At 66.5% G+C, this 24,578-nt stretch carries 28 protein-coding genes and 3 pseudogenes; 13 read left to right on the top strand and 18 right to left on the bottom strand.

Annotated elements, in window-relative coordinates; all coding sequences use genetic code 11:
- Window positions 1–260 precede the first annotated feature (260 nt).
- The 3 genes and pseudogenes from istB to PSR88_RS35375 form a co-directional block, all read right to left on the bottom strand.
- Entirely contained in the window at window positions 261–1,034 is a 774-nt protein-coding gene (gene istB / locus PSR88_RS35385) for an IS21-like element helper ATPase IstB (RefSeq protein WP_029537648.1), read from the bottom strand.
- Window positions 1,031–2,558, bottom strand: a pseudogene (istA, locus tag PSR88_RS35380) (IS21 family transposase). Before istA ends, istB begins: the two are co-directional and overlap by 4 nt.
- 487 nt (window positions 2,559–3,045) lie before the next feature.
- Window positions 3,046–3,453 carry a hypothetical protein gene (locus PSR88_RS35375; RefSeq protein ID WP_011598709.1) on the bottom strand — a complete coding sequence of 136 codons (408 nt, stop codon included), beginning with the start codon at window positions 3,451–3,453 and terminating at the stop codon, window positions 3,046–3,048.
- A gap of 535 nt (window positions 3,454–3,988) precedes the next feature.
- On the opposite strand from PSR88_RS35375, the pseudogene PSR88_RS35370 reads away from it, so the two are divergent.
- From PSR88_RS35370 to phoU, 7 genes and pseudogenes are all read left to right on the top strand, one after another.
- Window positions 3,989–4,440, top strand: a pseudogene (locus PSR88_RS35370) (DUF6325 family protein).
- Between the two features lie 15 nt (window positions 4,441–4,455).
- The gene (locus PSR88_RS35365; RefSeq protein WP_016880218.1) at window positions 4,456–4,734 is read left to right on the top strand and encodes a hypothetical protein; all 279 of its coding nucleotides are present in this window, start codon (window positions 4,456–4,458) and stop codon (window positions 4,732–4,734) included.
- A 30-nt stretch (window positions 4,735–4,764) separates the two neighbouring features.
- The gene (locus PSR88_RS35360; protein ID WP_011598706.1) at window positions 4,765–5,142 is read left to right on the top strand and encodes an SHOCT domain-containing protein; all 378 of its coding nucleotides are present in this window, start codon (window positions 4,765–4,767) and stop codon (window positions 5,140–5,142) included.
- A gap of 228 nt (window positions 5,143–5,370) precedes the next feature.
- Window positions 5,371–5,859: a hypothetical protein gene (locus tag PSR88_RS35355; RefSeq protein ID WP_011598705.1), complete on the top strand. Its 489-nt coding sequence runs from the start codon at window positions 5,371–5,373 to the stop codon at window positions 5,857–5,859.
- 117 nt (window positions 5,860–5,976) lie between these two features.
- Window positions 5,977–6,297, top strand: coding sequence for a three-helix bundle dimerization domain-containing protein (locus tag PSR88_RS35350; protein WP_085990423.1), 321 nt, complete (start codon window positions 5,977–5,979; stop codon window positions 6,295–6,297).
- A gap of 330 nt (window positions 6,298–6,627) precedes the next feature.
- The gene (locus tag PSR88_RS35345) at window positions 6,628–7,047 is read left to right on the top strand and encodes a hypothetical protein (RefSeq protein ID WP_029537647.1); all 420 of its coding nucleotides are present in this window, start codon (window positions 6,628–6,630) and stop codon (window positions 7,045–7,047) included.
- Window positions 7,048–7,216: 169 nt separating this feature from the next.
- Complete coding sequence (gene phoU / locus PSR88_RS35340) at window positions 7,217–7,864, top strand: phosphate signaling complex protein PhoU (protein WP_011598704.1); 648 nt, start codon at window positions 7,217–7,219, stop codon at window positions 7,862–7,864.
- Between the two features lie 481 nt (window positions 7,865–8,345).
- On the opposite strand, the gene PSR88_RS35335 is transcribed toward phoU, so the two are convergent.
- The 3 genes from PSR88_RS35335 to PSR88_RS35325 form a co-directional block, all read right to left on the bottom strand.
- Complete coding sequence (locus PSR88_RS35335) at window positions 8,346–8,609, bottom strand: hypothetical protein (protein WP_016880215.1); 264 nt, start codon at window positions 8,607–8,609, stop codon at window positions 8,346–8,348.
- Window positions 8,610–8,855: 246 nt separating this feature from the next.
- Window positions 8,856–9,251 (bottom strand): membrane protein, encoded by a 396-nt coding sequence (locus PSR88_RS35330; RefSeq protein ID WP_016880214.1) that lies wholly within the window; start codon window positions 9,249–9,251, stop codon window positions 8,856–8,858.
- 410 nt (window positions 9,252–9,661) lie between these two features.
- Window positions 9,662–10,090 carry a hypothetical protein gene (locus PSR88_RS35325; protein WP_009480185.1) on the bottom strand — a complete coding sequence of 143 codons (429 nt, stop codon included), beginning with the start codon at window positions 10,088–10,090 and terminating at the stop codon, window positions 9,662–9,664.
- Window positions 10,091–10,420: 330 nt separating this feature from the next.
- Between PSR88_RS35325 and PSR88_RS35320 the strand changes: the two genes are divergently transcribed.
- Together PSR88_RS35320 and PSR88_RS35315 are read left to right on the top strand one after the other, a co-directional pair.
- A complete protein-coding gene (locus tag PSR88_RS35320; protein ID WP_011598700.1) occupies window positions 10,421–11,059 on the top strand; it encodes an HD domain-containing protein in 639 nt (212 codons plus the stop codon).
- A gap of 216 nt (window positions 11,060–11,275) precedes the next feature.
- A complete protein-coding gene (locus tag PSR88_RS35315) occupies window positions 11,276–12,877 on the top strand; it encodes an MFS transporter (RefSeq protein WP_342338834.1) in 1,602 nt (533 codons plus the stop codon).
- Between the two features lie 285 nt (window positions 12,878–13,162).
- Here PSR88_RS35315 and PSR88_RS35310 read toward each other — a convergent pair whose 3' ends face one another.
- Window positions 13,163–13,543, bottom strand: coding sequence for a hypothetical protein (locus PSR88_RS35310; protein WP_157180054.1), 381 nt, complete (start codon window positions 13,541–13,543; stop codon window positions 13,163–13,165).
- A gap of 415 nt (window positions 13,544–13,958) precedes the next feature.
- Between PSR88_RS35310 and PSR88_RS35305 the strand changes: the two genes are divergently transcribed.
- On the top strand, window positions 13,959–14,156 hold the full coding sequence (locus PSR88_RS35305) for a DUF4177 domain-containing protein (RefSeq protein WP_029537637.1): 198 nt from the start codon (window positions 13,959–13,961) through the stop codon (window positions 14,154–14,156).
- Between the two features lie 189 nt (window positions 14,157–14,345).
- On the opposite strand, the pseudogene PSR88_RS35300 reads toward PSR88_RS35305, so the two are convergent.
- Window positions 14,346–14,579, bottom strand: a pseudogene (locus PSR88_RS35300) (hypothetical protein); the annotation flags it as partial.
- Between PSR88_RS35300 and PSR88_RS35295 the strand changes: the two are divergent.
- Together PSR88_RS35295 and PSR88_RS35290 are read left to right on the top strand one after the other, a co-directional pair.
- Complete coding sequence (locus tag PSR88_RS35295) at window positions 14,515–14,790, top strand: three-helix bundle dimerization domain-containing protein (RefSeq protein ID WP_378590006.1); 276 nt, start codon at window positions 14,515–14,517, stop codon at window positions 14,788–14,790. The pseudogene PSR88_RS35300 and the gene PSR88_RS35295 overlap by 65 nt on opposite strands.
- An 86-nt stretch (window positions 14,791–14,876) precedes the next feature.
- Window positions 14,877–15,086 carry a hypothetical protein gene (locus PSR88_RS35290; RefSeq protein ID WP_016880209.1) on the top strand — a complete coding sequence of 70 codons (210 nt, stop codon included), beginning with the start codon at window positions 14,877–14,879 and terminating at the stop codon, window positions 15,084–15,086.
- A gap of 288 nt (window positions 15,087–15,374) precedes the next feature.
- Here PSR88_RS35290 and PSR88_RS35285 read toward each other — a convergent pair whose 3' ends face one another.
- The 6 genes from PSR88_RS35285 to PSR88_RS35260 form a co-directional block, all read right to left on the bottom strand.
- Window positions 15,375–15,566, bottom strand: coding sequence for a hypothetical protein (locus PSR88_RS35285; RefSeq protein WP_016880208.1), 192 nt, complete (start codon window positions 15,564–15,566; stop codon window positions 15,375–15,377).
- A gap of 79 nt (window positions 15,567–15,645) precedes the next feature.
- A complete protein-coding gene (locus tag PSR88_RS35280; RefSeq protein WP_016880207.1) occupies window positions 15,646–16,257 on the bottom strand; it encodes an RraA family protein in 612 nt (203 codons plus the stop codon).
- A 46-nt stretch (window positions 16,258–16,303) separates the two neighbouring features.
- Complete coding sequence (locus PSR88_RS35275; protein WP_011598693.1) at window positions 16,304–16,747, bottom strand: PaaI family thioesterase; 444 nt, start codon at window positions 16,745–16,747, stop codon at window positions 16,304–16,306.
- A complete protein-coding gene (locus PSR88_RS35270; RefSeq protein ID WP_011598692.1) occupies window positions 16,744–17,706 on the bottom strand; it encodes a cyclase family protein in 963 nt (320 codons plus the stop codon). Before PSR88_RS35270 ends, PSR88_RS35275 begins: the two co-directional genes overlap by 4 nt.
- Window positions 17,693–18,562: a citryl-CoA lyase gene (locus PSR88_RS35265; RefSeq protein ID WP_011598691.1), complete on the bottom strand. Its 870-nt coding sequence runs from the start codon at window positions 18,560–18,562 to the stop codon at window positions 17,693–17,695. Before PSR88_RS35265 ends, PSR88_RS35270 begins: the two co-directional genes overlap by 14 nt.
- The gene (locus PSR88_RS35260; protein WP_011598690.1) at window positions 18,559–19,749 is read right to left on the bottom strand and encodes a CaiB/BaiF CoA transferase family protein; all 1,191 of its coding nucleotides are present in this window, start codon (window positions 19,747–19,749) and stop codon (window positions 18,559–18,561) included. The genes PSR88_RS35265 and PSR88_RS35260 overlap by 4 nt, the downstream gene beginning before the upstream one ends.
- A 207-nt stretch (window positions 19,750–19,956) precedes the next feature.
- Between PSR88_RS35260 and PSR88_RS35255 the strand changes: the two genes are divergently transcribed.
- Window positions 19,957–20,739, top strand: coding sequence for an IclR family transcriptional regulator (locus PSR88_RS35255; RefSeq protein ID WP_011598689.1), 783 nt, complete (start codon window positions 19,957–19,959; stop codon window positions 20,737–20,739).
- 238 nt (window positions 20,740–20,977) lie between these two features.
- On the opposite strand, the gene PSR88_RS35250 is transcribed toward PSR88_RS35255, so the two are convergent.
- The 4 genes from PSR88_RS35250 to PSR88_RS35235 are packed head-to-tail and all read right to left on the bottom strand — an operon-like array spanning window position 20,978 to window position 24,117.
- The gene (locus PSR88_RS35250) at window positions 20,978–21,805 is read right to left on the bottom strand and encodes an amino acid ABC transporter permease (protein WP_011598688.1); all 828 of its coding nucleotides are present in this window, start codon (window positions 21,803–21,805) and stop codon (window positions 20,978–20,980) included.
- Window positions 21,802–22,449, bottom strand: a complete 648-nt coding sequence (locus tag PSR88_RS35245; RefSeq protein WP_011598687.1) for an amino acid ABC transporter permease — start codon at window positions 22,447–22,449, stop codon at window positions 21,802–21,804. Before PSR88_RS35245 ends, PSR88_RS35250 begins: the two co-directional genes overlap by 4 nt.
- Window positions 22,450–22,477: 28 nt before the next feature.
- Window positions 22,478–23,365 (bottom strand): glutamate ABC transporter substrate-binding protein, encoded by an 888-nt coding sequence (locus PSR88_RS35240; protein ID WP_011598686.1) that lies wholly within the window; start codon window positions 23,363–23,365, stop codon window positions 22,478–22,480.
- Between the two features lie 35 nt (window positions 23,366–23,400).
- Entirely contained in the window at window positions 23,401–24,117 is a 717-nt protein-coding gene (locus PSR88_RS35235) for an amino acid ABC transporter ATP-binding protein (RefSeq protein WP_011598685.1), read from the bottom strand.
- Between the last annotated feature and the right edge of the window lie 461 nt (window positions 24,118–24,578).

Here is a 24,578-nt window from a genome sequence, read left to right as displayed (position 1 = left end):
CAGACTTCCCGCACAATCTCGTCCCGAATCTCGCGTCGAGGCCGAAATCGGACCCGAGTCCGTGGCCTCGACACCAAGCAGCGCGCCCAGATCCGCAATTCGGTCACCGCCCTGCACCACTGACAATCATCCCCGAAAGTGTCAACGGACGCGAGGAAGTCCGGGCGGGCGGACATGAGATCTCCGGATCTGTGGACATCAAACTTCCGGATGTGTGGTCGTTGAAGACCGGTGGCGGCCCGTGCCGTTGGTCCGCGTCGTTAGTCGAGTGGGTGCACGCCCTTGCCGGCGAGGGCGTCGGCGAGGCGGTGTGAATCGCCCTTGGTCACGATGACGTGGGCGTGGTGCAGGAGCCGATCGACAGTAGCGGTGGCCAGGGTCTTCGGCATGATCGTGTCGAATCCAGACGGGTGAATGTTCGACGTCACGGCGACCGAGCGGCGTTCGTATGCGGCGTCGACGATGCGGTAGAACGCCTCGGCGGCGTCCTGCCCGGCGGGCAGCATGCCGATGTCATCGACCACCACGAGATCGCAGGAGCAGACCTTCGCCACCGTGCGGGCGACCGACCCGTCGGCCTTCGCCTTGTTCACCGTCTGGGTGAGGGTTTCGAGGGTGAACCACAGCACCCGCAGGTCGGCCTCGATCGCGGCGTGCGCGAGCGCTTCGACGAAATGACTCTTCCCCGTCCCGGACGCTCCGGACACGGCCAGGTTCTCCCGGCGGTGCACCCATTCGAGCGTGGTGAGCGCGTTCTGGGTGGCCTCGGGAATCGAGGACTCCTCCGGGCGCCACGACGAGAACGTCTTGCCGGTCGGGAATTTCGCGTTCTTGCGGCGCATCCGGCGGGTGGCGGCGTCCCGGCCGACGACTTCCTCTTGCAGCAGCACCCGCACCACCTCGGCCGGGTCCCAGCGTTGGGCCCGGGCGGTCGCGAGCACGTCGGGGGCGGCCTTGCGCAGATACGGCAGCCGCATGCGGGTGCAGATCTTGGCCAGCTCGTCGGGGAGGGGCGGCGCCGAATTGCTGTTCATGCGCCCACCCGGCCCCACCCGGCGGTGCCGGGCCCAAGTGGTGTGGGTTTCGTCGACCACAACCACAGGTCCGGGCTGTGCGGCGGCGGCAAGGTGGTCGAGGATCGAGGCGAGATCACGGTCGCCGAACCGGCCCGCCGCCGCGGCCACGGCCAATGCCTGATCGACCCGTCCGGCGCCCGGGGACGTGGGTGAATTCGACTGCCCTGGCCATCTTGTGGCGGATCCGGACGACCCCTCCGGCGGCGGCCTCGGTCAGCCAGCGGTGTGCGCCCTCGCCGAGGGCGAGGAAGTCGATCTCGGCCGCGGTGCGCGGGCGGGGTTTGGGCAGGCGCAGCACCGATCCGTCGTCGGGGTGATGCGGGTAATGCGCGGCGACGATTCTTGGGTTCCCTGGGGTGGACAGTCGGTGGCGGGCGATCTCCGCGACACCGCTTCCGGTGCGGGCGACGATCACCAATTCGTCGCCGGTGACCCGGCACCACACCTTCGTCCCTTGGTGCCCGTCCGGGGTCGAGTACCGCACGTTGCCCCAGCTGACGGTCTGGTCGAAGCCGACGAGGCGCTCCTCACCGAGGGCAAGCAGATGCGGATCCTCGGGCAGCACGTGCAGCCTGCCGAGTTCGGTTGCCAACCGCTCGGCCGGGGCGGCCCCGACGGCGCGATGCGGGCGGGCGTTGACCTTCTCGCACCACCGCTCACATGCGTCGACGAGCTCGGCGAAACTCGGGTATTCCTCGAGCAGGTTCGCCTCGGTCGGCACCAGATCGGCCTTCGCGATCTTGACCGTATGCTCGGCGCCGCCCTTCGATTCCGGATCGAACGGTTCACACGTGTGCACGACGCAGCCGTAATGCCTTCCTGCGGAAACGATGTCGGGGTGACGGACGGGGACACCGGCGATCCGGTCCATCGTGACGGTTCGGGGATTGTCGGTCAGCAGATACGTCGGCGCCCCACCGATCCGGCGCAGCGTGGTGTCCAGGCAGGCGATCAACGTCGGGAGCTGCTGGTCCCACGCCGGCACCACCACCGGCAAACCTCGACCACGACAACCACGCGCAGAACAGTTGGGTACGCCGGCCACCGACCCGCGGGCCCTCGCCCCAATCGAACTGCAGCCACATGCCCGGCTCCGGGATCCTCCCCCACTGCGTGGGAGGTGCCCCCAGGCCGATACTTCCGGCGGTGCCCGGCCCGGTAGCTCGCCTTGAGCTCGGCGACCGCGCGGCGGGTGGTGCGGTCGGTGCCGTCGAAGCCCATCGCGGTGAGCTTGTCGTGCACCACGTCCGCCCGGATCCGGCCCTGTGAGGCCTCCACCAGCTCCTCGATCTTCCCGAGGAACGGGTCGATCGAGCGTGCGCGGCGCTCACGCTCGGCCGGGTCGCGGCCGGCGTCGCGGAGCGCGACATACCTGGCCACCGTCTTCTCGTCACACCCGACCAGCTGCGCCGCCGAATGCGCACACTGGGTCAGGTCGTAGGCTTCCAAGATCTCCATCACTTCCCTGGCACACTTGGTCATGGGGTTCCTTCGGTCGGTTGGTTTGCGCGGCAAACCAAGCCAACTCGGGCGAAGGAACCCCGTCCGGGTATTTACGCCAGCGTGTCAATCAGCTGTTTCGTGGCCGACGACCCAGAATTCTCGTCTCCACTGATCCGGAGAAACCGTGTCCGCCCAACCGGAGGCGAACTGACCGCCTACAAGGAGTCTGACGTGTCCGTTGGCAGGACGACAAGTCGTCGTACATACTGCCGGGACGAGGGCGACGGGATGATCCTCACCACCCACAAATAACACCGTGCACGCGGAGGTAGAGCCGACACCGGGCGGGAACCTTTATGGTGAACCGGCCCGACCAGCCGTCCCTCGAACAGTCGCACGGTCGACGCCATCGCGGACACGGCGCGTCGACCGCACCCTGGGTGGCATCAGCCGGATGACTGTGCGCGGCGTACCCGAATGTGCCGGCCTGTGTGCGTCCTGCAGGACGTTCGTTGATCGCCGCGAGTCACCTAGTACCAGCCGGATTCGGAATCCAGGTCAGTACCGCCCAGATCACCGCCGTGTCGAGCGCGATGATCAGCAGTGCCCACGCCGGGTAATGGGGCAGCCACAGGAAGTTGACGACGATCGATAGTGCCGCGATGGTGACCGTCAACGTCCGCGCCCATATTCCACCGCGGAACAGGGCGGCACCGACCAGCGCGATCACCACCCCGAGCACGATGTGGATCCACCCCCACACGGTCAGATCGAATTCGTAGGTGTACTCGGCAATGACGACGAGGGCGTCATCATTGGCGACCGCGGCGATCCCCTGAAGGATATGCAGCACGCCGACGGTGACCAGCAAGACCGCGGCACCGATCACCGTGTCAGCTGCGATCTGCTGATTGACGCTCGATTTATCGGGCACGATGGTTCACCTCTGTGGACTCGGATGCTGTACGCGCGCTCCCAAGTGTGCGCCGCGCGACGGGTACGCCACCGCGACTTGCGCGCATTCCCGGCCAGTCGTTCGACGGACGCTGCCGGAATCGGGCTCGACGGGCATCCGGGCGTAGACGTCGGTTCAGGCGGGCGCGGGCCCGGGGCGCGATCGCGGCCGCCGAACCGAAGCACCGACGGGCAGTCGATACCGAGGACGGTCCATGCCCACGGCGGTCCCGGAATGACGAGCACACTACCCAGGCCGGCGTTTCGGCTGACGGTTGCGCCTCCGAGCGGTTCCCGCGCGAGCTGATCACCCAGCGGAATAGCCAGGAGTCGAAGATCCGGACGAGAAAAATACTCAGGGCTGCCTGGGCGGTCGGGTGTTGTCGTTTTCCGGCGCGTTCTGAGGCGTGGATGGGAAACTGTGCGTGCTGGTACGAGGCATTTCGCATGCCCGGAGGCGCAGATATTTCGCCTGATGTTGTATCGCTGCGGTCTTCAGAAGCGAGGTCAGCGCGGTGACCGACACCGATTTCGACGACGTCGGGCCCATCGACTACCTGGTCGTGGAGTTTCCCGCCGACCACCCGCCCGACGGCTCGGCTCTTCCCCTGCTGCTCGACCTGGTCGAGGCGAACATCATCCGGGTACTCGACCTGGTCTTCGTCCGCAAAGACGCCGACGGATCGCTCGCAGGGATTGCCGTCGAGGATCTGGGCTTCACCGGGACCGTCGACGTGACCCTGTTCGCCGAGGCATCGTCGGGCCTGATCGACCGCGGCGATCTCGAGCAGGCGGGAGCCGTCCTCGAACCGGGCTGTGTCGGCGCGATCCTCGTGTACGAGAACCGCTGGGCCGCACCGTTCGCCTCCGCGCTACGTCGTGAAGGAGCCCAACTCGTCGCGTCGGGACGGATACCCGTCCAAGGCACCTGGCGACGCTCGATTCTCTCGACGGCCCCACCCGATAGCAGGAGGAGCGCACGATGCCCGGACTTCTCCGCGGAATTACCCGCACCGCCGTGATCGCGGGAACCGCGACCACCGTGTCAGGCCGGGTCTCGCGGCGGCAAGGCCAGCGCTGGGCCGCCCAACAGCCGCCGTCGGCTGCGCCACAGCCGCCGTCCACCCCACCGGCATCGCCACCACCGACCGGCGGTACCGACCGTCTCACGGCGTTGAAGCAGCTCGGTGAACTGCGCGATCAGGAGGTGCTCACCGACGACGAGTTCAACGACCAGGAGGCCAGGACCCTGGCCTCCTGACCGGAATCACCAAGTGGACGGAGCACAACAATGGACAGTTTCTGGGAGTTCTTCTGGTTTATCGTCGTCTTCTTCCTGTTCGTGGCCTACCTGAGGGTGCTGTTTGCGATCATCACCGACCTGTTCCGGGACCACCAGATGTCCGGGTGGCTCAAGGCGCTGTGGCTGTTGTTCTTGTTCCTGATCCCGTTCCTGTCGGCGCTGATCTACCTGATCGTGCGCAACCAGGGCATGACCGAGCGGTCCGCGGCGGCCTTCCGTCAGGTCAAACAGGCCCAGGACCCCTACATCCGGGACGTCGCGGGCAAATCCCCGGCCCAGCAGATCACCGACGCCAAGGCGCTGCTCGATTCGGGGGCGATCACACCGCAGGAGTTCGAGACGATCAAAAGCAAAGCACTGACCTAGCACCGAACGCGACCGAGGCACCGCCCTTCCCAGGTCCCGGTGTCGGACACCGACGCGGGTGGCAGCGTCGCGGGCTGGACACCCCGACTCACCGTCACGGCCGCCAGTCGTCTGCGGGACCTCTCCAGCTCTGCACCAATGGGGTCCCGGACGAATGTTTCTGGGAAACAAACAATCCCGCCGCCTGATCCCGACCTCGGCGGGCGGCGAGAGGTGCGAAGACGAAGCATGCGCCGCCATCGTTGGCCGGCTATCGCGCCGCCTGCTGACCGGGGCCTTCGCGTGCACGCACCGATGCCGATCACGGCCGAGAAAGACCTGACCCTCGAACTGTCCGCGGTCACCGCATTCGCGTCCGGGCTGCTGCTGCAACTGGCGATGGATGTCACCGGGATCCGTGCCGACTTCGCCCGCTACGAAACCCGTCCCCTGACCGACCCCCACGACTGGTCGCCGCGGTGGTCTTACCTGTCCGTGCTCGTCCTCGTCGACGACCTCGACGGCCCCGCCGACTCGCTCCACCCCACCGAACCCCGCTCCGACGACTCCGGGCCGTACCGCACCACGCCGTCGTACTGGATCGGCACCTACCCGCGCACCGGGTCGCTGATCCTCACCACCAGCCGGACCGAGATCGGACTCCACCCCACCTCCCTCACCCTCGCACTCGGCCCCAGCCCCTTCCCCACCACCTCCGAATCCGACGCGGGACGGTAACAACCACATCGCCCCCGCACACAACTCAGCATCAACCGAACCAGACCCTCGCAGAAGCGCGGCTCGGCCCCGAACACCAACCAGCGCACGACAACGCCGTGTTCGACACCACATCCCATGCACGTCGACGCTCCAGCGAAGGGTCGGTTCGAGGGATGCCGCATCCGAGACTTCGTCCCCCTCCTGATCGAACGAGCCGCCACGCGCACACTCGATGCCACCAACAGCCGGCACCGGCGCAACCCGAACCGCTGCACACACCTGAACTTCCCACCACCCGCACACCGAGCCGGCGGTGCGCGCCACGATCAGCAGCCGGGGAGGGCGGCGTGTCTTCGCGCGGCACTCACCACGTCTGTCGTAAGCGGCGAGAGGAGATGGCCAGGCCCGGGAGAGGGACCGGTGTCGGCGGCCGCCCACCACACCCGGGCAGTGTGAGCCTAATCCTTCGACAAGACCGGGGAGGCTGACCACGAATGTGGAGGCGCATGCCGGACCACAATCATCATGCAGCAGCAGAGATCTGTCCCATTATTCCTCGCACCTGCTCAGGGCGGCCACTGCGCGGGCAAGCCGAACGAGCGTGACCCACGCTCGCGAAGGTTTCGAGGACGACCGGAACCCGACCACGCAGAGCAGCACCCCGAAGATCGTCACCGGCCTCGTTCCGCCGGAATCCACGTTCTCCGGCGAAGACAGCACGCTGCGGCGGACAATCGTCATACCGAGCGAAATTCGTAGCTGTGGGGAAAGGGGACAGCCGTGTCCGTGTCCGAGTATCCATCGACCAAACAAGGCTTCGCGGGCGGCACCTCGATGGCGGCGGCCGTCATCATGGTCACCGTCGGCATCATCCAGTTCTTTCAGGGCATCGCCGCCGTCGCCGAGAACGAAGTATTCGTGGTCGGGGTGGAATACGTCTACAAGTTCGACCTCACCACCTGGGGTTGGATCCACATCGTCCTCGGCGCCCTCGTCGCGATCGTCGGCCTCGCCCTGTTCACCGGAGCCACATGGGCCCGGGTGTCAGCGATCATCGTTGCCGCGATCTCGATTCTGGCGAACTTCCTGTGGCTGCCGTACTACCCGGTGTGGTCGCTGGTGATCATCGCACTCGACGTCGTCGTCATCTGGGCCGTATCGACCTGGAACCCGGAAAGGGTTGAAAGACGGGAACATTCGCAGTAGTGGCACGACCGGCTCGGCAGCTCACCGCCGGGATCGTGCCGGATACTGCGCCAGCGGTGGTAGCGGTGCCGATCGCCGGATGAACGGCACTGCCGTCAGACCCGCGCTTCCGTCAGACCCGGGCAGCTGTCGAGCCCACCTATCGGCGGAGTGCACGATGATGATGCGTATGCGGATGAAATTTCACGAACAACTCGACGCACTGACCGACCGGTTGGCGTCGATGTGTCACCTGGCCGGGGAGGCCGTGCAGGCGGCGACCGACGCACTTATGCTGGCCGATCTGCCGCTGGCCGAGCGAGTGTTCGACCTCACCGAGCAGATCGAGGCGTTACGCGGTCCGTGCGAGGAGCAGGCGATGGCGCTGCTGGCGCTGCAGGCCCCGGTGGCGCGTGATCTCCGTCAGGTCGTCACCGGTGTGCACCTTGTGACGGATCTGAGCCGGATGGGCGGGCTGGTGCAGCATGTGGCCGAAAGCGTCCGCCGCCGCCATCCCGAGCACGTCGCCTCCGGTGAGGCGGAGGAAGTGCTCGCCGGGATGGGGCGGGTGGCGTCCGAACTGGCCGGCCTCGCCGAACAGGTCCTGCGCACGCACGATCCCGAACTGGCCGCCGAGATCGGCAGACGCGACGACGAGCTCGACAACCTGCACCGACGATTGCTCACCCTGATCCAGGACCCGTCCTGGACCGGCAGCATCCCGGCCGCGGTAGACATCACCCTGCTCGGCCGCTTCTACGAACGCTTCGGCGACCACACTGTCGTGGTCGGGCGCCGGGTGATCTTCCTCGTCACCGGCGAACCGCTGAGCCCGTAGGCCGCAGACCCCGGGGGGGTAGTACTGCTGCTGAACCTCGGCTGAGGTCTGCTCCTCACGACGCCGGGATGCGGTCACCCAGTCACCGGCCACGCGGACACGAGCCGACCACCCGCGCTGAAGCACATCAACGTGCCCGACCTCGCGATGACCTGGCTCATAACCGATCCCGATCACCGAGGGGCTGTTTCGCCACCCGTTCCTGCAAGAGTCGAGGACTCTCAGAACGAGGTGAGCATCATGAAGAACAAGATCGCGGTACACACCGCCATCGCGTCGGCGGTCATCGCGCCCGCGATGGTCTTCGCGGCCGGTACCGCACCGCGGTACCAGCGCTGAGCGCCGGGGCGTCCGGTGAGGTGGTGGTGACGGTACCCGCTGGTGAGAGCTGGACCTGCGTCGGATTCGCCTCGGGCTTCAACGTCAAACCGGTGCCCAGGGACACGGTCTCTCGCTGGTTCTTCCACCGGCCAGGTCCGGTCTACCCGGTGGATCCTTCCGTGCTCGGGTCGGCGGTGAGGTCGTCGGTGTCGGCGAAGACCAGGCGCCCGTCGTCGAGGGCGACGGCCCACCGGTGCACCGGCGCCCAGGCGTGCCCGCGCTCCTCGGTGTCGGTCAGCTCGGCGTAGTCCTCGATGATCCGACCGGTCTGCGCCGGTTCGGACGGCCGGCGCACCAGTACCCGCGTGCCCGCGCCGAATGGACCGGGTTCGGGTCTCGGACTGTGATCCTTTTTCTCGGGCATCGTTCTTCGCCTTCCGCTCGGCTACGCGCCCGGATCATAAGCACCTCGCCGACGAAAACCACCCGCTCGACGCTGCCGGCCCCGGGCTTTCGGGCTCGTCCCGAATAGTTACCGGAGGAGGCCGCGTCCCGAGTATAGCTACAGGAGGCGCAGGCGCCGGCTGATCCCTCTGCAGAGATCTGCCGCTTACCGACCCGGGGTCGCCACAGAATCGATCTGGTTTCGACTGCGGTTCCGTTCGTTTCACTACGGTGGTGGCTTCCACGTAGACACCGCCCAGATCGCCGCGACGTCAAGTGCGATGATCACCATCGACCAGGAGGGGTAGTACGGCAGCCACAGGAAGTTGGCGAGGATCGAGATGGCCGCGAAGACGATCGCCGCCACCCGCGCCCAACGCGCCCCGGCGGCCAAAGCGAGACCGACCACGCAGAGCAGCACCCCGAAGGCGATATGAAACCAGCCCCAGGCGATGAGGTCGAACCGGTAGGTGTACTCCATCCCCACCGAGAACCCTTCGCTCTCGGCGACGCCGGCGATGCCCTGGGCGAACTGGAGGAGACCGACGGTCAGCACCAGAGTGGCCGCCCCGATCGACGTGGCGGTCGCCACGCGCTGTTCGGTCGACGACTCCTCGGTCATGACGTACCCCCTTCCGGCGGGGGCTGCCCGCACGCCGTATCTGCTCATTGTCCGCCTCAGCCCATCGGGTCCGCCGCGGAATGTGGGCTGGACTCTTGGGGACACCATCGCCTGCCGGTCCTTCGGTCGATGACGACGGATGCGCGGCCGGGGGTGCGGGGATCACCGTCGAGTATCTGGGGCCGGTCGGGTCTCCGGATGGGGGTGGTCCGGTGATCGGCGTGCCCGCCACGCGCCCGGAGACCGCCGCGAAGCCGAGCAGGACCACCGCGATCGCCGGCAGCGCCCACGTCATGGCGGCCACGCCTCACACCCGGTCGACGTCACCGCGGCGCGAGGTCGTGTCGACGGCCGCCTGCGCTCGGCGCGTGCTGGTCGCACTGTTCGTGGTCCAGTGCTCGCATGGCAGTTCATCTCGCAGGTGGAGAGGGCTGTGCGGCTCGGTCTGTGTCGGGGTGCCAGGTCGAGACGGCCCAGATCACCACGGCGTTGAGGGCGATGATCGTGATCGCCCACATCGGGTAGTAGGGCAACCAGAGGAAGTTGACGAGGATCGAGACTGCGCAGATCACCATGGCGCCCACTCGCGCCCAGGTGGCACCAGTGAACAGGGCGATTCCGGCGGCGGTGACGAGCGCGCCGAGAACCAGGTGGGTCCATCCCCATGCGGTGAGGTCGAATTGGTAGGTGTAGTCGATTCCGGTGACGATTACCTCGTCCTTGGCGATCGCGGACAGGCCCTGGAGTACTTCGAGGACACCGACAGTGACGAGCAGGACCGCCCCACCCCTCGCGGACCCCTGCGCCACACCGCGTTTGACCAGAGATTCCTCGGACATGACCGTTTCCCTTCCCGGGCAACGCGTGAAGTGTTCCGGAAGGTTCATCGTCCTCCGGTCGGGCCGATGATGGCGGCACTTCGCGGCAGGTGTGGGCCCGCGGAGTGGTCTCCAGGACCCCGATGCCCCGACGAGCCGGTGTCCGTCGTTCCTCGCGGCTCCGACGGTGCACTCCCCCGGCGCCTCAACCGCACGTCGCCGTCACCGACTGTAGAAGCGGCGAACCCCGTCGGGACGCCGTCGGCCCGATATATCCTGTGATGCCAGGCTGCGACAGCCCGACCGGTGGCGGCCGGTGGTGGATCGGCGCCGTGCGGGAGAGGTGTGGTCATGGCAGATGATGCGACGCGGTCGCCATTGGTGCCCCGCGCCCGGGCGCTGACACTGCGCGTCCTTGCCCGCGACCGCATGCGTGCAGATCACTGTGCAGGGGTTGCGGCCCGGGCGTTGGCGCTTGCACCCACGGTCCCGGCCGCGGACCGGGACACGTTGGTGGCCGCCGCGTGGCTGCACGACATCGGCTATGCCGCCGAGCTGCGCGAGACCGGGTTTCACCCGCTCGACGGCGCCCGCTATCTGCAAGCCCATGGTTGGCCGGAGCGGGTGTGCGACCTGGTCGCTCATCACTCCGGCGCCCGGTTCGTCGCCGCGGTCACCGGCCTGGGCGACGAACTGAGCCAGTTCGGCTTCGTCGAGGACGCGGTCTCGGACGCGCTGACCGTCGCCGATCAGACGACCGGTCCGCACGGCGAGGCGTTGAGTCTGGATCAGCGGCTGCGCGAGAAGATCGACCGGCACGGCCCGGACTCGCCCACCGTCCGCGCCCACCCGCAGCGGGACCCGTATCTCCGGGCCGCCGCAGACCGAGTCGAGCAGCGCCTTCCGCCCGACCCCCGAGCCCGTCTGATGCCGAAGCCGGGACGGCGAACTGTAAACGGACCGAGCACTCCCCACGCACGGACCGGATAGCAAGACACCGGTTCCGCGTCTCCCCTTCGATGCAGACCCACCGACCATGCATGCCGGCAACAGCAAACCCTCGATGAACGACACAAACCGGGCGCGCGAGAAGGAGAGAAGAAAGACTCGTTTCCGGAGGTCCGGCCGGGGATCGTGCCCTTCAGATACCTCGCCCCGTGCATGGGACACTCGGGTGCAGCGGAATGGACGGACGGTGGGCCTCCTATGACCGAAGAACCGACCAACGGTGATTCCGAGCGGGCAACGGGCCCTCGGCGGACACTCGCGATCCTGCTGGCAATGGCGATGTTCGTGCTCGTCGTCGACACGTCGCTGATGAACGTGTCGATCTCGTCGGTGGTTCGCGACCTCGACACCACCGTCAGCGGCGTCCAGGCCGCGATCGCACTCGAGGCGCTGGTTTCTGCCGCGTTCATCCTGATCGGCGGCAAGGTCGGCGACCTCATCGGACGCAAACGGGCGTACGTGCTGGGCCTGCTCGGCTACGCAGTCGGTGCGTCCGCGATGGCGCTCGCACAGAGCCTGACCGCGATCATCATCTTCTGGGCGATACTCGGTGGAATCGGCGCGTCACTCCTGTTGCCCGCCATGCAGTCCCTCATCCACGGCAACTTCGAAGGCGCCGCGCAGAAGAAGGTCTACGCCCTGGTCGGGGCGGCGGCCGCGATCGCCGCTGCCGTCGGACCGCTGCTCGGCGGTTTCATCACCACTTACCTCTCGTGGCGCATCGGGTTCGTGCTCGAGGTCGTCATCATCGCGGTCGTGCTGTCCGGCATCAAACTGGTCCAGGATGTGCCGTACACCGGGCCCCGGGTGATCGATCTGGTGGGCGCGGTCCTCTCCGTTCTGGGGATGGGCGGCATCGTGCTGGGAATCCTGGTGTGGCAGGAGGGTGGCGAATCCGTTGCCGCGCTCCTGGTGATCGGTGCGGTCGCACTGGCCGCGCTGGCCTACTGGCTCGTACGGCGCAAACGTCAAGGGAAGCCGGCCTTGCTGGACCCGGATCTGTTCCGCTCCAAAATCTTCCGACTGGGCATCTCGGGGCAGATGCTCCAGCAGATCGCCCTCGGCGGCACGATGATCGCGCTGCCGATCTACCTGCAGATGGTGCTCGAGTACAACGCGATGCAGGCGGGATTGTCCCTCGCACCCCTCTCCCTCAGCATGTTCGCGGTGGCGTTGCTCGCGGGCAAGAAGGCCGGCGACCGGCGCCCGAGCAGCATCATCCGGTGGGGATTCGTGCTGCTGACGATCGGGATCGCGGCGCTGATCCCGATCGTGCCGCGCGCCGAGTTCGGCTGGGGCCTGGTGATCCCGTTGGTGATCGCCGGATCCGGGCTGGGATTGCTGGTATCCCAGCTCAACAACTACACACTCGCCCCGATCGAGGAGGAACGGATCAGCGAGGCCGCCAGCGTCAATTCCGCAGCGGGATCGTTCGGGCTCTCGTTCGGGCTGGCGTTCGCCGGCGCCATCATGCTGGCAACACTGTCCCTCACCTTCACCTCGATGACGGAATCGAGCACCGTGCTCCCGCCGGCAGAGCAGCAACAGGTCGCGCAGGTGCTCGAGGACGACGCCGAAGTCATGAGCAACACCCAACTCGAACAACTACTCGTCGACCAACCCCCGGCGATTCAGGACGAGATCGTCCGCATCAACACCGGCACACGACCCCTCGCCCTTCAGGTCGCCCTGCTCATCCCCATCCTCGCCGGCCTCATCGGGGTGTTCAACTCGTTCCGCATGAGGCGGATCCCGGACCCGACACCACAGAACTCGGGCGAAGCGACAGATGAGATCTGATCCCCATATCCCATCAGTTGTCCTGCAGTACGAACGTAGTTCACGACACTGAGGCGCGAATCATTGCTCACGACGAGGTCGGCTCCAGCGGTGGAGTCCTGAGCGGTGGCTGTGCGGGCCGAGCGGATGAGCAGTTCGAGCGCGAGCAAAGCGCCGAGCCCGGGCGACCCCACCGGCCCTCTGATCGGGTGCCGATCCTCAGCGGGCACGTCGGCGACACCGCTCACAAGGACCTCGGTTCGACCGTGAGACACACTTATTGACTCCGTGCGCACGAAGTGCCGCTTACCATCGCATGTCATGGGAGTCGTCACCGCGGCACAAGCGCTCGGCCGCCTCCAGCACCGACTCGCGCCTATCCCCCTTGACCTGTTCGACGACACCGTGATGCCGGTGCTCTTCGACAAAGGGGCCCCAGCCCGGCTGGCGTACGACTGGGTGCTGATCGAGTGCGACAAACGCCGCCGCGGTTCTGTTCGACGACGATTCCGCAGCCGCCCATGCACATTGCGGCAGCGCAGTGCCGCCGTGCGATACGCCCTCGCTCGCCGGCAACGGCAGATCCTCCGCGATACCGACGCTGCCCTCGAGCGGCACCGCGCTCTTCTCCGCGCGCGGCATCGGCAGCACACCAAAGACACCGATTAGCGTCCCTGTCGCGGTCAAGGAATCGAGTACAAAGCTCCTTTTGTCGGGGAGTACAGGAGGACTTCGGCCTACCGCGCTCGGTTGAACCAGGGTGTTCGGTCGCTGTCCCACGCACCCGGCACCAAGCTTGGTGGGGTAGCCCAGTCATTCACCGGCCTCCGTCCCCCTCCAAGCCCCACGGGGGTCGGTCACCTTTGCTCGGCGAATCCCCTTCCGCACCGCGCTTCCCTCGTCATCACTCCCACCCACGGCACAATCGAAGGCGTGCGCAACCGAGTATTCCAATTTTCGGGCGTCGGAATCGCTCCACCAGCCCCATAGAGTGCTCGGCTGCTACACAATGCCGAGACAGGGTGTGCCGATGCCAGATCGGAAGTGACGACGACCAGGTTCTCGACCACCTCAAACCTCGAGAGAAGGAGAGAGGGTAATGGTGTATTCATACAAGGTCGTCGAGGTCCGCGAGAAGATGATCGGCGGCAAGATGTCCGGCGACAAGCTCGAAAGGCTACTGAACCAGCACGCCCAACAGGGCTGGCGCCTGAAAACCATCACCTCGACCGACGTCAAAGGCCGACTCGGCCCAAGCGGCGTCGAGGGATTGCTTATCACCTTCGAACGCGAGAACTGACGCAGCAACCGGCCGGTCGACGCCAGCGTAGGCGGGTAACTCGGCGGCCTCCGCGCACCCCATCCCGTCGGGAATCGGTAGAGCGGCGAGGACCAGTCCGGCGGGGCGTAGCCACTCCCGGTGGTACGCCGCGCCGTCGCGATCCCGGGTAACCGGCCGAGGCTTCCTGTCCAGGACATGGTTCGCGGCTCAGCGTGCGCGGTGGGGGTCGACGACGGCGGGGGCGGTCGTCGGTGCGGGCGGCTCCGAGTAGTGGTGGCAACGCCGCCGGATCGCCTTCTCCGCTTGGACGACAATCGGGATGATCAGTGACCGCCCGAGGCAGGCGAGCCACTGGCCGCCGGTCGGCGACGTGGTCATGAGGAAATTTTGCAGGAACCCCGACTCGACCGCGAACACCGTCACGATGATTGGGAGCATCATCCACAAACGGTTCGACAACGGGAGGGTCCGCGCTTACGTTCCGCTGCTCGTCGAGAAGGCCGCCCGCCGAGACCTCGACAACCGCCCCGCCCTCGAAAACTCCCCGGCTGCCCTGCACGTCGCCGCCCGCTCCGATACCCCGGTCCTGGCACCACTCAACGGGAAAGGACCTTGTCCCCTAGCCTCGCCGTCGCATGAGCCCGAACACTGACAGGGAGCGGGCCGACGATGACCGGCACGACCCGCGCGCCTCGACCACAGCGCGCGGCCCACACCTGTGCGACCGAGAGTAACCACATGACACGCCTGCACCCCTCCGCGAGCGCACCGCACCATGCGATTCCCACCCACCGGGTGTTGAGCACACCGGAGATCCTGCAACGGATCCAGGCGATGTACACCGACCGCGACGAGAACGGCGGGCCGGCCGGCACCCTCGTGGACCTACTGACGATCCAATCCAATGGCCCGACCCCAGTCCACTTGATCGGTGGTGGCGGCGAGTGATGTTCGGGCCTGTCGAAAGCACCAACGTATGAACAGTCATGTCACCCCCGCGACTTCGACAATGTGTCCCCAGCATGGCACAACCCGTCCGGGAGTGGTGGCCCGCGCAGGCCAGGCCCCCACCGGCTTCATGGTCATGCTCGGGATCACCGCGGACACCCGAATTCGTGACCTTTACGCCGGGCAGCGCGCCCAGATCCGCGATGCGGTCACCGCTTTGAACCGGCGAGGGTCATCTCCGACAGGGGACGGGTCATCTGAGCAGTTCAGGGTGCATTTTTCACTGTGTCAGGACTCGAACGGAACTAGGCGTTCGAGCGTGCAGTGGAACGGGTAAGTCCCTGGGGCGCCGAGAACCGACTCGATCAGAGCTTCGTCGCCGTCAATGCTCACGATCGTGAACACCGAGGTCCCCTCAGCATGAACCTTGACCTTGTCGCCGACATTCAAAAGCGTGTGAGTTCCGGGATTCTCGGTCATACACCGCGATGAACCCGTACGGATTCGGTGCGAAAGCCATCAAATTTGGCTGAATTGGCGAGCGCTTCACTTCAGCCTCTCAAGGTCCCGGCGGAGGCTGCCGATCCTCGCCTGACATCGCGTACCGGTGGCGTTTGGCGATCTCGTTGTCGGCGATCTGTCTGGCGTTGTTCAGCACGTCGTTTGCGGCGCGTGCTGCGACGACGGCGATCCCGTCGGCGTCGCCGATCACGATGTCGGATGCCTGGACGACGGTTCCGCCGATGGCTACGGGTTCACCGAGCCGGCCGGGTCCGTGTTTGTAGGGCCCGGCGGGAGTGGTGCTGCGGGCGAAGACGGGCATGCCCATTTGCTCGAGGGCGGCGACGTCACGGACCGCGCCGTCGATCACGAAGCCGCCCAGCCCGATGGCTCGTGCGCGGGTTCCGATGAGATCGCCGATGAGTGCGCGGGTTTCGTCGCCGCCGCCGTTGACGACGAGGATGTCTCCAGCGGCGGCGAGGTCGAGCGCCTTGTGAATGTAGAGGTTGTCTCCGGCTCGGGTGCAGACGGTGAACGCTCGCCCGGTGACGGTCGCTCCCGACCACATGGGTCGTATTCCGGTCGGGCAGCCGAAGCGGTCCTGGGCGTCACCAATGGTGGCGGTGGGGATACGGGCGAACGCTGCGACGAGCTTGTCGGGTTGCACCACGACACCTCCTTCGGATGGTTTTGCGGGCTCTGGGTCGTACCGAATCTCACTCGTCGACGAGGGGTGCGGTCCGTAGGGGTTTGAACACCCCGGTGGCGGTCGCGACCAGGGTGTCCTCCACGGTGAGGTCGGTTCGCATGAACAGCAGCGACCGGGTCCCGGGTGCGGTGTGGGGGCGGGCGCGCAGGACGTCGCCGACGTGGACGGGAGCGACGAAATGCACGTCGAGGTGCACCGTTGCCGTGGTGGGGGCGCCGCTGTGCGCGCGGGCCGCGATGCCGAGTGCGCGGTCGGCGAACGTCATCACCAGCCCGCCTTGCACGATCCCTCGCCGGTTGCGGTGCTTGTCCTGGCACACGACCGCGACCTCGATATGACCGCCGTCGGTGCGGGTGTAGAAGGGGCCGACCAGGGCGATGAAACCGTTGTCGATCACCTCGGTCCATCCGTCCTCGGTTGACAGCGCCGCGGCACGGTACTTGGCGGTCACTTGATGGCGGTGGCGTTGGCGGGTGAGCCGACGCCTCCGGTGAGGTTGAGGGGTTTGACGGTCAGCAGGCATTCGTAGCGGCGGTCGCGGTCGCAGTCCTCGCCGAGTTCGTCGAGCTTCCACAGCTCACCGATGGGCAGGCCGAGCAGGGCGATGAGTTCCTGGTGCATCATGCCGTGGTCGGTGTCGGATCCGAAGGGTGAATCAGCTACTGCGGGAAGGCGTTCGAGCGCGAAGGTGTCCGAGGCGGCGAGGGCGACCTGATGGTCGGCGAACCAGTCGATTGCGGCCTGCGACTGGGCGAGGCCGGTGCAGATTTTGCTGGTATGGATCTGCGCGCGCTGGTCGGCGGTGGCCTCGTCGAGGAACCACTGTGCCCAACCGGTGCGGATCAGCAGCAGATCACCGGTGCGTAGCTGTACGTCCTGGGCGGCCAAGGTGTCGTCGAGTTCGCTGATGTCGAGGGCTTCGCCGCCGGCATGATCGATGGGTTTCCCGAGGTGGGTGCGGTGGCGGCCGATGTCGATGAGGACTCCTCGGCCCACGATCGGGTGCTGGGACCAGTGGTTGATGCCGAGGGCCGGATTGCCGGCGGCGATAGCGGCGTCGGGGGTGCCGTTGTAGAAGCCGTGCTCGGCGTGGCGGCGGTGCCGCAACCCGTCGAGGTGGCTGGCGGCCTGCGGCCAGAATCCGTCCAGATAGTCGTCGCGGTGGTCGCGGTGCCGGGAGACCACGTGATGTTCGGGGGCGCTGCGCAGCGTCGCCAGGGATGGCACGAACGCGTCGAGGAGGTAGTCGAGGCCGAAGACGGCTCCCCGCTGGACCAGGGTGGCGGCGTCGCGAACGTGGTCGGGGCCGGCGTAGTTGGCCATTCCCCGGTCGGGCGTGGTTTCGAACTGTCCCCAGGTCGAGCGCGTCGGCGCGGTCGGTGTGCCGGTGGTGGGGTTATCGGTCGGCATGGGTGGTGTCCTCGACGGCGCGGGCGGGGTGGCCGGTGTAGGTGGGGAGCAGGGTGCGCGGGATCGGTCCCTTGTTGCGGCCGCCCTGCTGGGTCTGTTCCCAGCCGTGGGCAAGGATGCCGACCGAGCGGGACAGGACGAACAGTCCGCGGCCGAGGGGCGGCGGGAAGCCGAGTTCGGCATACACCACGGCGGTGGCGCCGTCGATGTTCATCGGGACCGGTCGGGTCCGTCCGGCGGCGAGGGACTGCTCGAGGGCGAGGGCGGCGTGCAGGTACTGGCCGGACACGGCGCCGTCGTCGCGGGCCGCGGCGACCAGCGAGAGCAGCGGGTCGCGGCGCGGATCGCGGGGGTGGAACCGGTGCCCGAACCCGGGCACATACCTTTTGGCGGAACGGTAGTCGGCCACGATGCGGTCGGCGACGGGGCGCAGATCGGTGGCGTCGGTGGCCTGCTCGACGATGTCGGCGAGCACGCTCATGCATTGCTCCCCTGCGCCGCCGTGGACGTCGCCGAGCATCCCGACGCCGGTGGCCATCACGTTGTTGAGTCCGACCCCGCAGGTGGCGGCCATGCGGGAGGCCGCGATCGACGGTGCCTGCGGGCCGTGGTCGACGGCAGCGACCAGGGCGGCGTCGAGGAGTCGTTCCTGCCAGGGGGTGGGGCGCTGCCCGCGGATCATCAGCCAGACCATGCCGGCGTAGGAGGTGGTCGGGATCAGGTCCTCGATGGCGTAGCCGCGGTAGCGGATGACGCCGGGTGAGATGTCGCTGATCTCGGTGCGCCACCAGCCGGTGACGTCGTCGATGGTGGTCTCGGTCGCGCCGGGGACCGGGCGGCGTTCGGTGGTGGTCATACCGCGCCTTCCGTGTGCAGTTCGGTGATCTCGTCGGCGGTGAAGCCGAGATCGGTGAGCAGTTCGTCGGTGTGTTCGCTCAGCGTCGGGGGCGCCGACCCCGGGGCGAGGGGGCGGCCGTTGACGTGGAAGCCGGTGCCGAGGACGCTGACCGTGCGGTCGGGCAGGTCGACCTGGTGGACCAGTTCACGCTCGGTGATCTGGTCGAGGTCGAGGGAGTCGGTGACGTCGAGGACCAGTCCCGCGGGCACCCCCGCCTCGTTGAGCAGGGGCTCCCACTCGCGGGCGGACTTGGCGGCGAGGGCGGCCTCGATCTCGACGCGCAGTTCCGGGCGACGGTTCTTGCGGTCGTCGCGCAGCGCGAACCGGGGGTCGTCGATGAGGTCTTCACGGCCGATCAGCTTGCACAGGATCTCGAATTGTTCCTGCTTGTTGGCCGCGATGTTGAGGGCACCCGATCCGGTCTGGAAGGTCGCCGACGGTGCGCCGGTGGGGTTTTCGTTGCCGTTCGCGCTGGGTTGCCGTCCGGCGATGAGGTAGTCCGAGACCACCCAGCCCAGTGCGGTCAGTGAACTGTCGAGCATCGACACATCAAGGTAGACGCCCTCGCCGGTCCGGGCGCGGGACGCGAGAGCGCCGTTGATGGCCATGGCGGCGGTCATCCCGCCGAGGGTGTCGCACACCGGGAATCCGACGCGCAACGGTGCGGTGTCGGGTGTGCCGGTGACCGCGCTCATCCCGGACAGCCCCTGGATGATCTGGTCGTACGCCGGGCGCTCCCGCATCGGCCCGGTCTGCCCGAAACCGGAGATCGCGCAGTACACCAGCCGCGGGTTCATCGCGTGCAACTCGTCCCAGGAGTAGCCGAGCCGGGCGAGTACTCCCGGGCGGAAGTTCTCGACGAGGACGTCGGCGCCGGCGATCAACCGGTCGAACACGTTCCGGCCGGTAGGGCTCTTGAGGTTGACCGTCATCGAGCGCTTACCGGCGTTCTGGGCCACGAACGAGGCGCCGAGCTTCTGGCTCGACAGCGCGGTGTCGGCACCGAGCTGTCGAGCCAGGTCGCCGCTGCCGGGTACTTCGACCTTGACGACGTCGGCACCCATCAGCGAGAGCTGGTAGCTCGCATACGGGCCGGCAAGGACGTTGGTGAGATCCAAGACTCGGATTCCGTCGAGCAGCTTCATCGGAAGATCCTTTCCGTGGGCGAATCCCACCAAGCAAGGGTGTCGTCGCGTGACGTGCCTAACCCTACCACAAAAACCATCTAGCGGTCTATATACACCGCCTGATGGTTTAGATCGCTCGTCGATTCGCCTGTTTCCGTAGAGATCGGTTTCTCCGAACCGTAGAGTGGTGCATCGGAAGAGTTGCTGAGCAGGGAGGACCAGAGGGTGACTGCAGTACCTACGGATTCAGCAGAGAAGCCGGCCGTCGCCGACGCGGGTGTCCGCAGCGTCACCCGGGTGATCGACCTGCTCGAACTGTTCGACGCAGCGCACCCCACCCGCAGCCTCAAAGAACTCGTCGAGGGGACGAAACTGCCGAAAACCACCGTCGTCCGCCTGGTGGCGACGATGTGTGCGCGCAGCGTCCTGACCAGCCGCGCGGACGGGTCCTACAGCCTCGGCCCGGAGATGCTGCGCTGGGTGCGCCTGGCGGGCAGGACCTGGGCGCCGCCGGAAGAGGTCGTCGACATCATGCGCCAGCTCAGCGCCGACACCGGCGAGACGGTGAACCTGTACATCCGGCAGGGCCTGTCCCGTGTGGTGGTCGCCCAGTGCGAGAGCACCGCGACCGTGCGAAGCGTCATCCCGCTCGGAGTGCCGTACCCGCTGTGGGCCGGCGCCGCCGGCAAGATTTTGCTGCTGGCCGCCCCCGAACTGATCGACGACGTGGCCGCGGACTCCCCGCACGGCCCCGAATTCGCCGACCAGTTGCGTGAGAAGGTCGAGGACGGGCGCGAACGCGGATATCAGCTCGTCCACGGCGAGCGTGAGCTCGGCTCGTCCGGGTTGTCCTTCCCGCTTGTCGACTCCCACGGCACGGTCGTGGCCGCGTTGACCCTGGGTGGTCCCACCGGCCGGTTCACCGAGGACCGGACACCCCACTACATCGAATGCACCCGGGCTGCGGCAGAGGAGATTTCGGCCATCGGCCTGCCCGGTCTGGACTGAACCCGTCCGGGCACGGCGCCCGGCCCCCGAGAGTCGCCAACGGCCAGCGCGCGAGCCTCGATGCGTCGCTTCTGCGCATCCGCGCCACGGCAGGTGATGCCGGAACTGCGCTCATCCCCCTTGGCTCCCCATAGAACAAATGCCGGTATCTCGACCGGGGTACGGGCGGTCGAGATACCGGCACTGATCGCGCTCTCCACCCGGAAAATATCGGCCGAGGGAAAGGGCTTCTCCTACCTCACGAGCGGGCGTCGATTCGGCGCGCCAGCTTCGACAGCCCGACGTTCATCAGCAGGTAGATGATCGCGATCAAGACATAGACCGGGATGGCGTACTGTCCGCCGAGGTATTCCACTGCGACCCGGCCGCTGCGCAGCAGTTCGGTGTAGCCGATGACGAAACCGAGGGAGGTTTCCTTCACGATCGTCACGACCTGGCTGATCAGGGCGGGCAGCATGATCCGGATGCCCTGCGGCAGCAGGATGATGCGGAAGATCTGGGTCTTGCGCATGCCGATCGCGGCCGCCGCTTCGGCCTGACCGCGGGGCAACGACGCGATGCCGGCGCGGAAGATCTCGCTCATCACGGCGCTGTTGTAGAGCGAGATGCCGAGGGCCAATGCCCAGAACGTCGGGACGATGATCCCGAATTGGGGTGCGCCGAGGAAGATGAAGAAGATCAGCACCAGCAGCGGCAGACCGCGGAAGATCTCCACCCATACCCGCACAACTCCCCGCAGGAGTCTGCTGTCGGACATCCGCATTGCCGCGAGAATCATGCCGAACACCACCGAGAGCACGATGGAGACGATCGCGCACTGAATCGTGGCGAGCAAACCCTTCAGGACGCTGCGCATCAGGTCCCGGTCGAGCAGCACCGACCACAGATCGGGACTGAGCTGACCGTGGGAGCCGAGCTGGTAGAGCCCCAGGGCCACGATGATCGCGACCACGGCGGCACCGACCCAGGTGGCGTTGCGGACTTTCCGTTGACCTTGCGGTCCGAGTACGTCGTACATGGCGATCGTGGGTTTGGTAGCTGCCGGTTTGGTTGCTGTCGTTGTCATCGCGCCACCGCGACTTTCTTCTCGACGAGGTTGGCGATGGTCCCCGCGGGGATGGTGATCACCAGGTACAGGAGGCTGGTGGCCGCGAGGATCCACAGCACCGCCTGGCTCTCCTCGGCGATCACGCCTTCGGCGCGGGTGAGCAGTTCCGCGACACCGAACGCGCTGGCGATCGCCGAACTCTTGGTCAGTGCGATGAACACGTTGATCAGCGGGGGCACGACACTGCGGAACGCCTGCGGGAGCACGATGTAGCGCAATGAGCCGCCGAAGGTGAGACCGATGGAGCGTCCGGCTTCGAACTGCCCGACCGGGATCGCGTTGATGCCCGAGCGGACGGCCTCGCAGAAGAAGGCGGAGTAGTAGATCGCCAGGGCGGCGACGGCCGCCCAGAAGAACGGGATCTTGATGCCGAGCTGCGGAAACGCGAACAGAGTCATGAAGTAGATGACGGCGGTGGGGACGTTACGGAACGTCTCGACGTACCCGGAGCCGATCGATTGCAGGAGTGGGATCGGGGAGACACGGAACGATGCGAGGATCGTTCCGCCGATCAGCGCCAGGACGGTGGAGACGCCGATCAGCGTGAGCGTGACCGCGAAACCCTCCATCAGGGCGCCGAAATGGTCGACTACGGTGTGCATGGGATGTCCTCGAAGTGAGACGAAAGATCTAGGTGCAGGGCTGCAGTTCCGGCATGACCGGCTGCTGCTTGGTGTAACGGCCGAGACTGTCGGCCCAGGCTTCCTCGGCGGAGCCGTCGCTGTAGTAATCGGTGATCGCGCTGTTGAGGAACTCGCAGAACGCGACATCGCCCTTGGCGATACCCACCCCCCACGACTCGACCGCGAAGGGCTTGTTGATCAGCTCGATGTCCTTCTGATCCTTACTGACGTACCCGGCGCCGATGGGCCCCTGGGTGGCGAGCGCGTCGACCGACCCGTTCTTGAGGGCATCGATGCACTTGGACGAGACGTCGAACTCGATCAGGTTCGTCTGCGGGAAGTTCTTGCGCAGCGACGCCGACACCGCCCCACCGAGGGTCGAGCACACCGTCACCCCGTTCGGAGTCTGGGGATCGGTGATGTTCTTCGGATTGCCCTTCACCGTCACCAGGTCGTTGTTGATGTCCAGGTAGGGGCCGCCGAAGCTGATCACCTGACGTCGCTTGTCGTTGATCGACAGCGTCGCGACGACGACGTCGACCTTGTCCTGCTGCAGTAGTTGCTCGCGGCTCGCGGAGTTGGCCTCGGTCCACTCGATCCGGTCGGCGGGGACACCGAGTTTGCCGGCGATGTACCGGACCAGATCGATCTCGTATCCCTCCTGCTCGCCGCGCAGGTTGCGCGCCGACAGCCCGGGATGATCGAACCGTGTACCCACCCGCAACACCCCCTCACGAGCGATCTTCTCCATCGTCGTGCCGGGTGCGAACTGCGGGGCCTGCGCAACCGCCGGGGTGATGCCCGTGGTCACGGTCGAGCGGGTACCGAACAGGGCGATACCGGCGATGGCGACCACGGCCACCAGCGGCACGATCGCCTTACGGGAAAACCTCATGATAGACAACCTTTTTCGTGTCGACGGTGCGGCGGTCAGTGCAGGACCTTCGACAGGAAGTCCTTGGCGCGCTCGGTCTGGGGATTGGCGAAGAACTCGTGCGGATCCGCCTCTTCGACGATGCGTCCGGCGTCCATGAAGATCACCCGGTTTGCTGCCGACTTCGCGAAGGCCATCTCGTGGGTGACCACGACCATCGTCATACCCGTCTCGGCGAGTTCCTTCATCACCTCGAGGACCTCGTTGACCATCTCCGGGTCCAGGGCGGACGTCGGCTCGTCGAAGAGCAGCACCTTCGGCTTCATCGCCAGGGCGCGCGCGATCGCCGCGCGCTGCTGCTGTCCGCCGGAGAGCTGGGCCGGCATCTTCTCCGCCTGATTACCCACCCCGACCCGGTCGAGGAGCCTGCGGGCGGTGGCCTCGGCCTCCTTCTTCGGAACGCCGAGAACCTTGGTCGGCCCGAGCATGACGTTCTGCAGGATTGTCATGTGCGAGAACAGGTTGAACGACTGGAACACCATTCCGACGTCGGCACGTAGCCGCGCGAGGTGCTTGCCTTCCTGGGGCAGTTCGACGCCGTCGAGCAGGATCCGGCCCGAGCTGATCGGCTCGAGGCGGTTGATGGTGCGACACAGGGTCGACTTTCCCGACCCGGACGGGCCGATCACCACCAGCACCTCGCCGGTCGTGATGTCGAGGTCGACGTCCGTCAGCACGTGGTGGGTGCCGAAGTACTTGTTCACGCCCTCCATGCGAACCAGAACCGGCGCCTCGAAGGACGACGACGAGAGCGACGATTGATCGATGGTCGAGTGCATGGTGCTCCTCCGTAAAAACAGCCCGACAGGCCATGTCTGTGACGGACCCCCACCAGCTGGGGTGGGGAGTGATCCAGGTCATGTTCCGATAACACGAAGCTAGCACATAAACCGTCAGGCGGTCTAGATAAATCATCTAGTGGATCGATCGGCGTTCATTCGTGACCGCCCCGTCGGCCGTCGCCAGCGCTCCGGCGGCCTGGGTGTCCGATGGGTTCTCGGTGCATTCCTGTCGAGAATCGTTCGATGTCTATAGCCCTCCCGATGCTGTCCTTCACGTAGTTCACGCGATGTTTTGGGATCCACGCCGCGTCATGGACGGGTTACCGTCGCTGCCGTCCATGACGACGACGGTGGGAGATTTGATGCAAGTGACGCGGGTGTTGGATCCGGCG

Source organism: Rhodococcus sp. DK176 (assembly GCF_038447315.2).
Classification (GTDB): domain Bacteria; phylum Actinomycetota; class Actinomycetes; order Mycobacteriales; family Mycobacteriaceae; genus Rhodococcus_F; species Rhodococcus_F jostii_A.
Note: the sequence above shows the minus strand (reverse complement) of the source record. Positions and strands in the feature narration are given on the sequence as shown.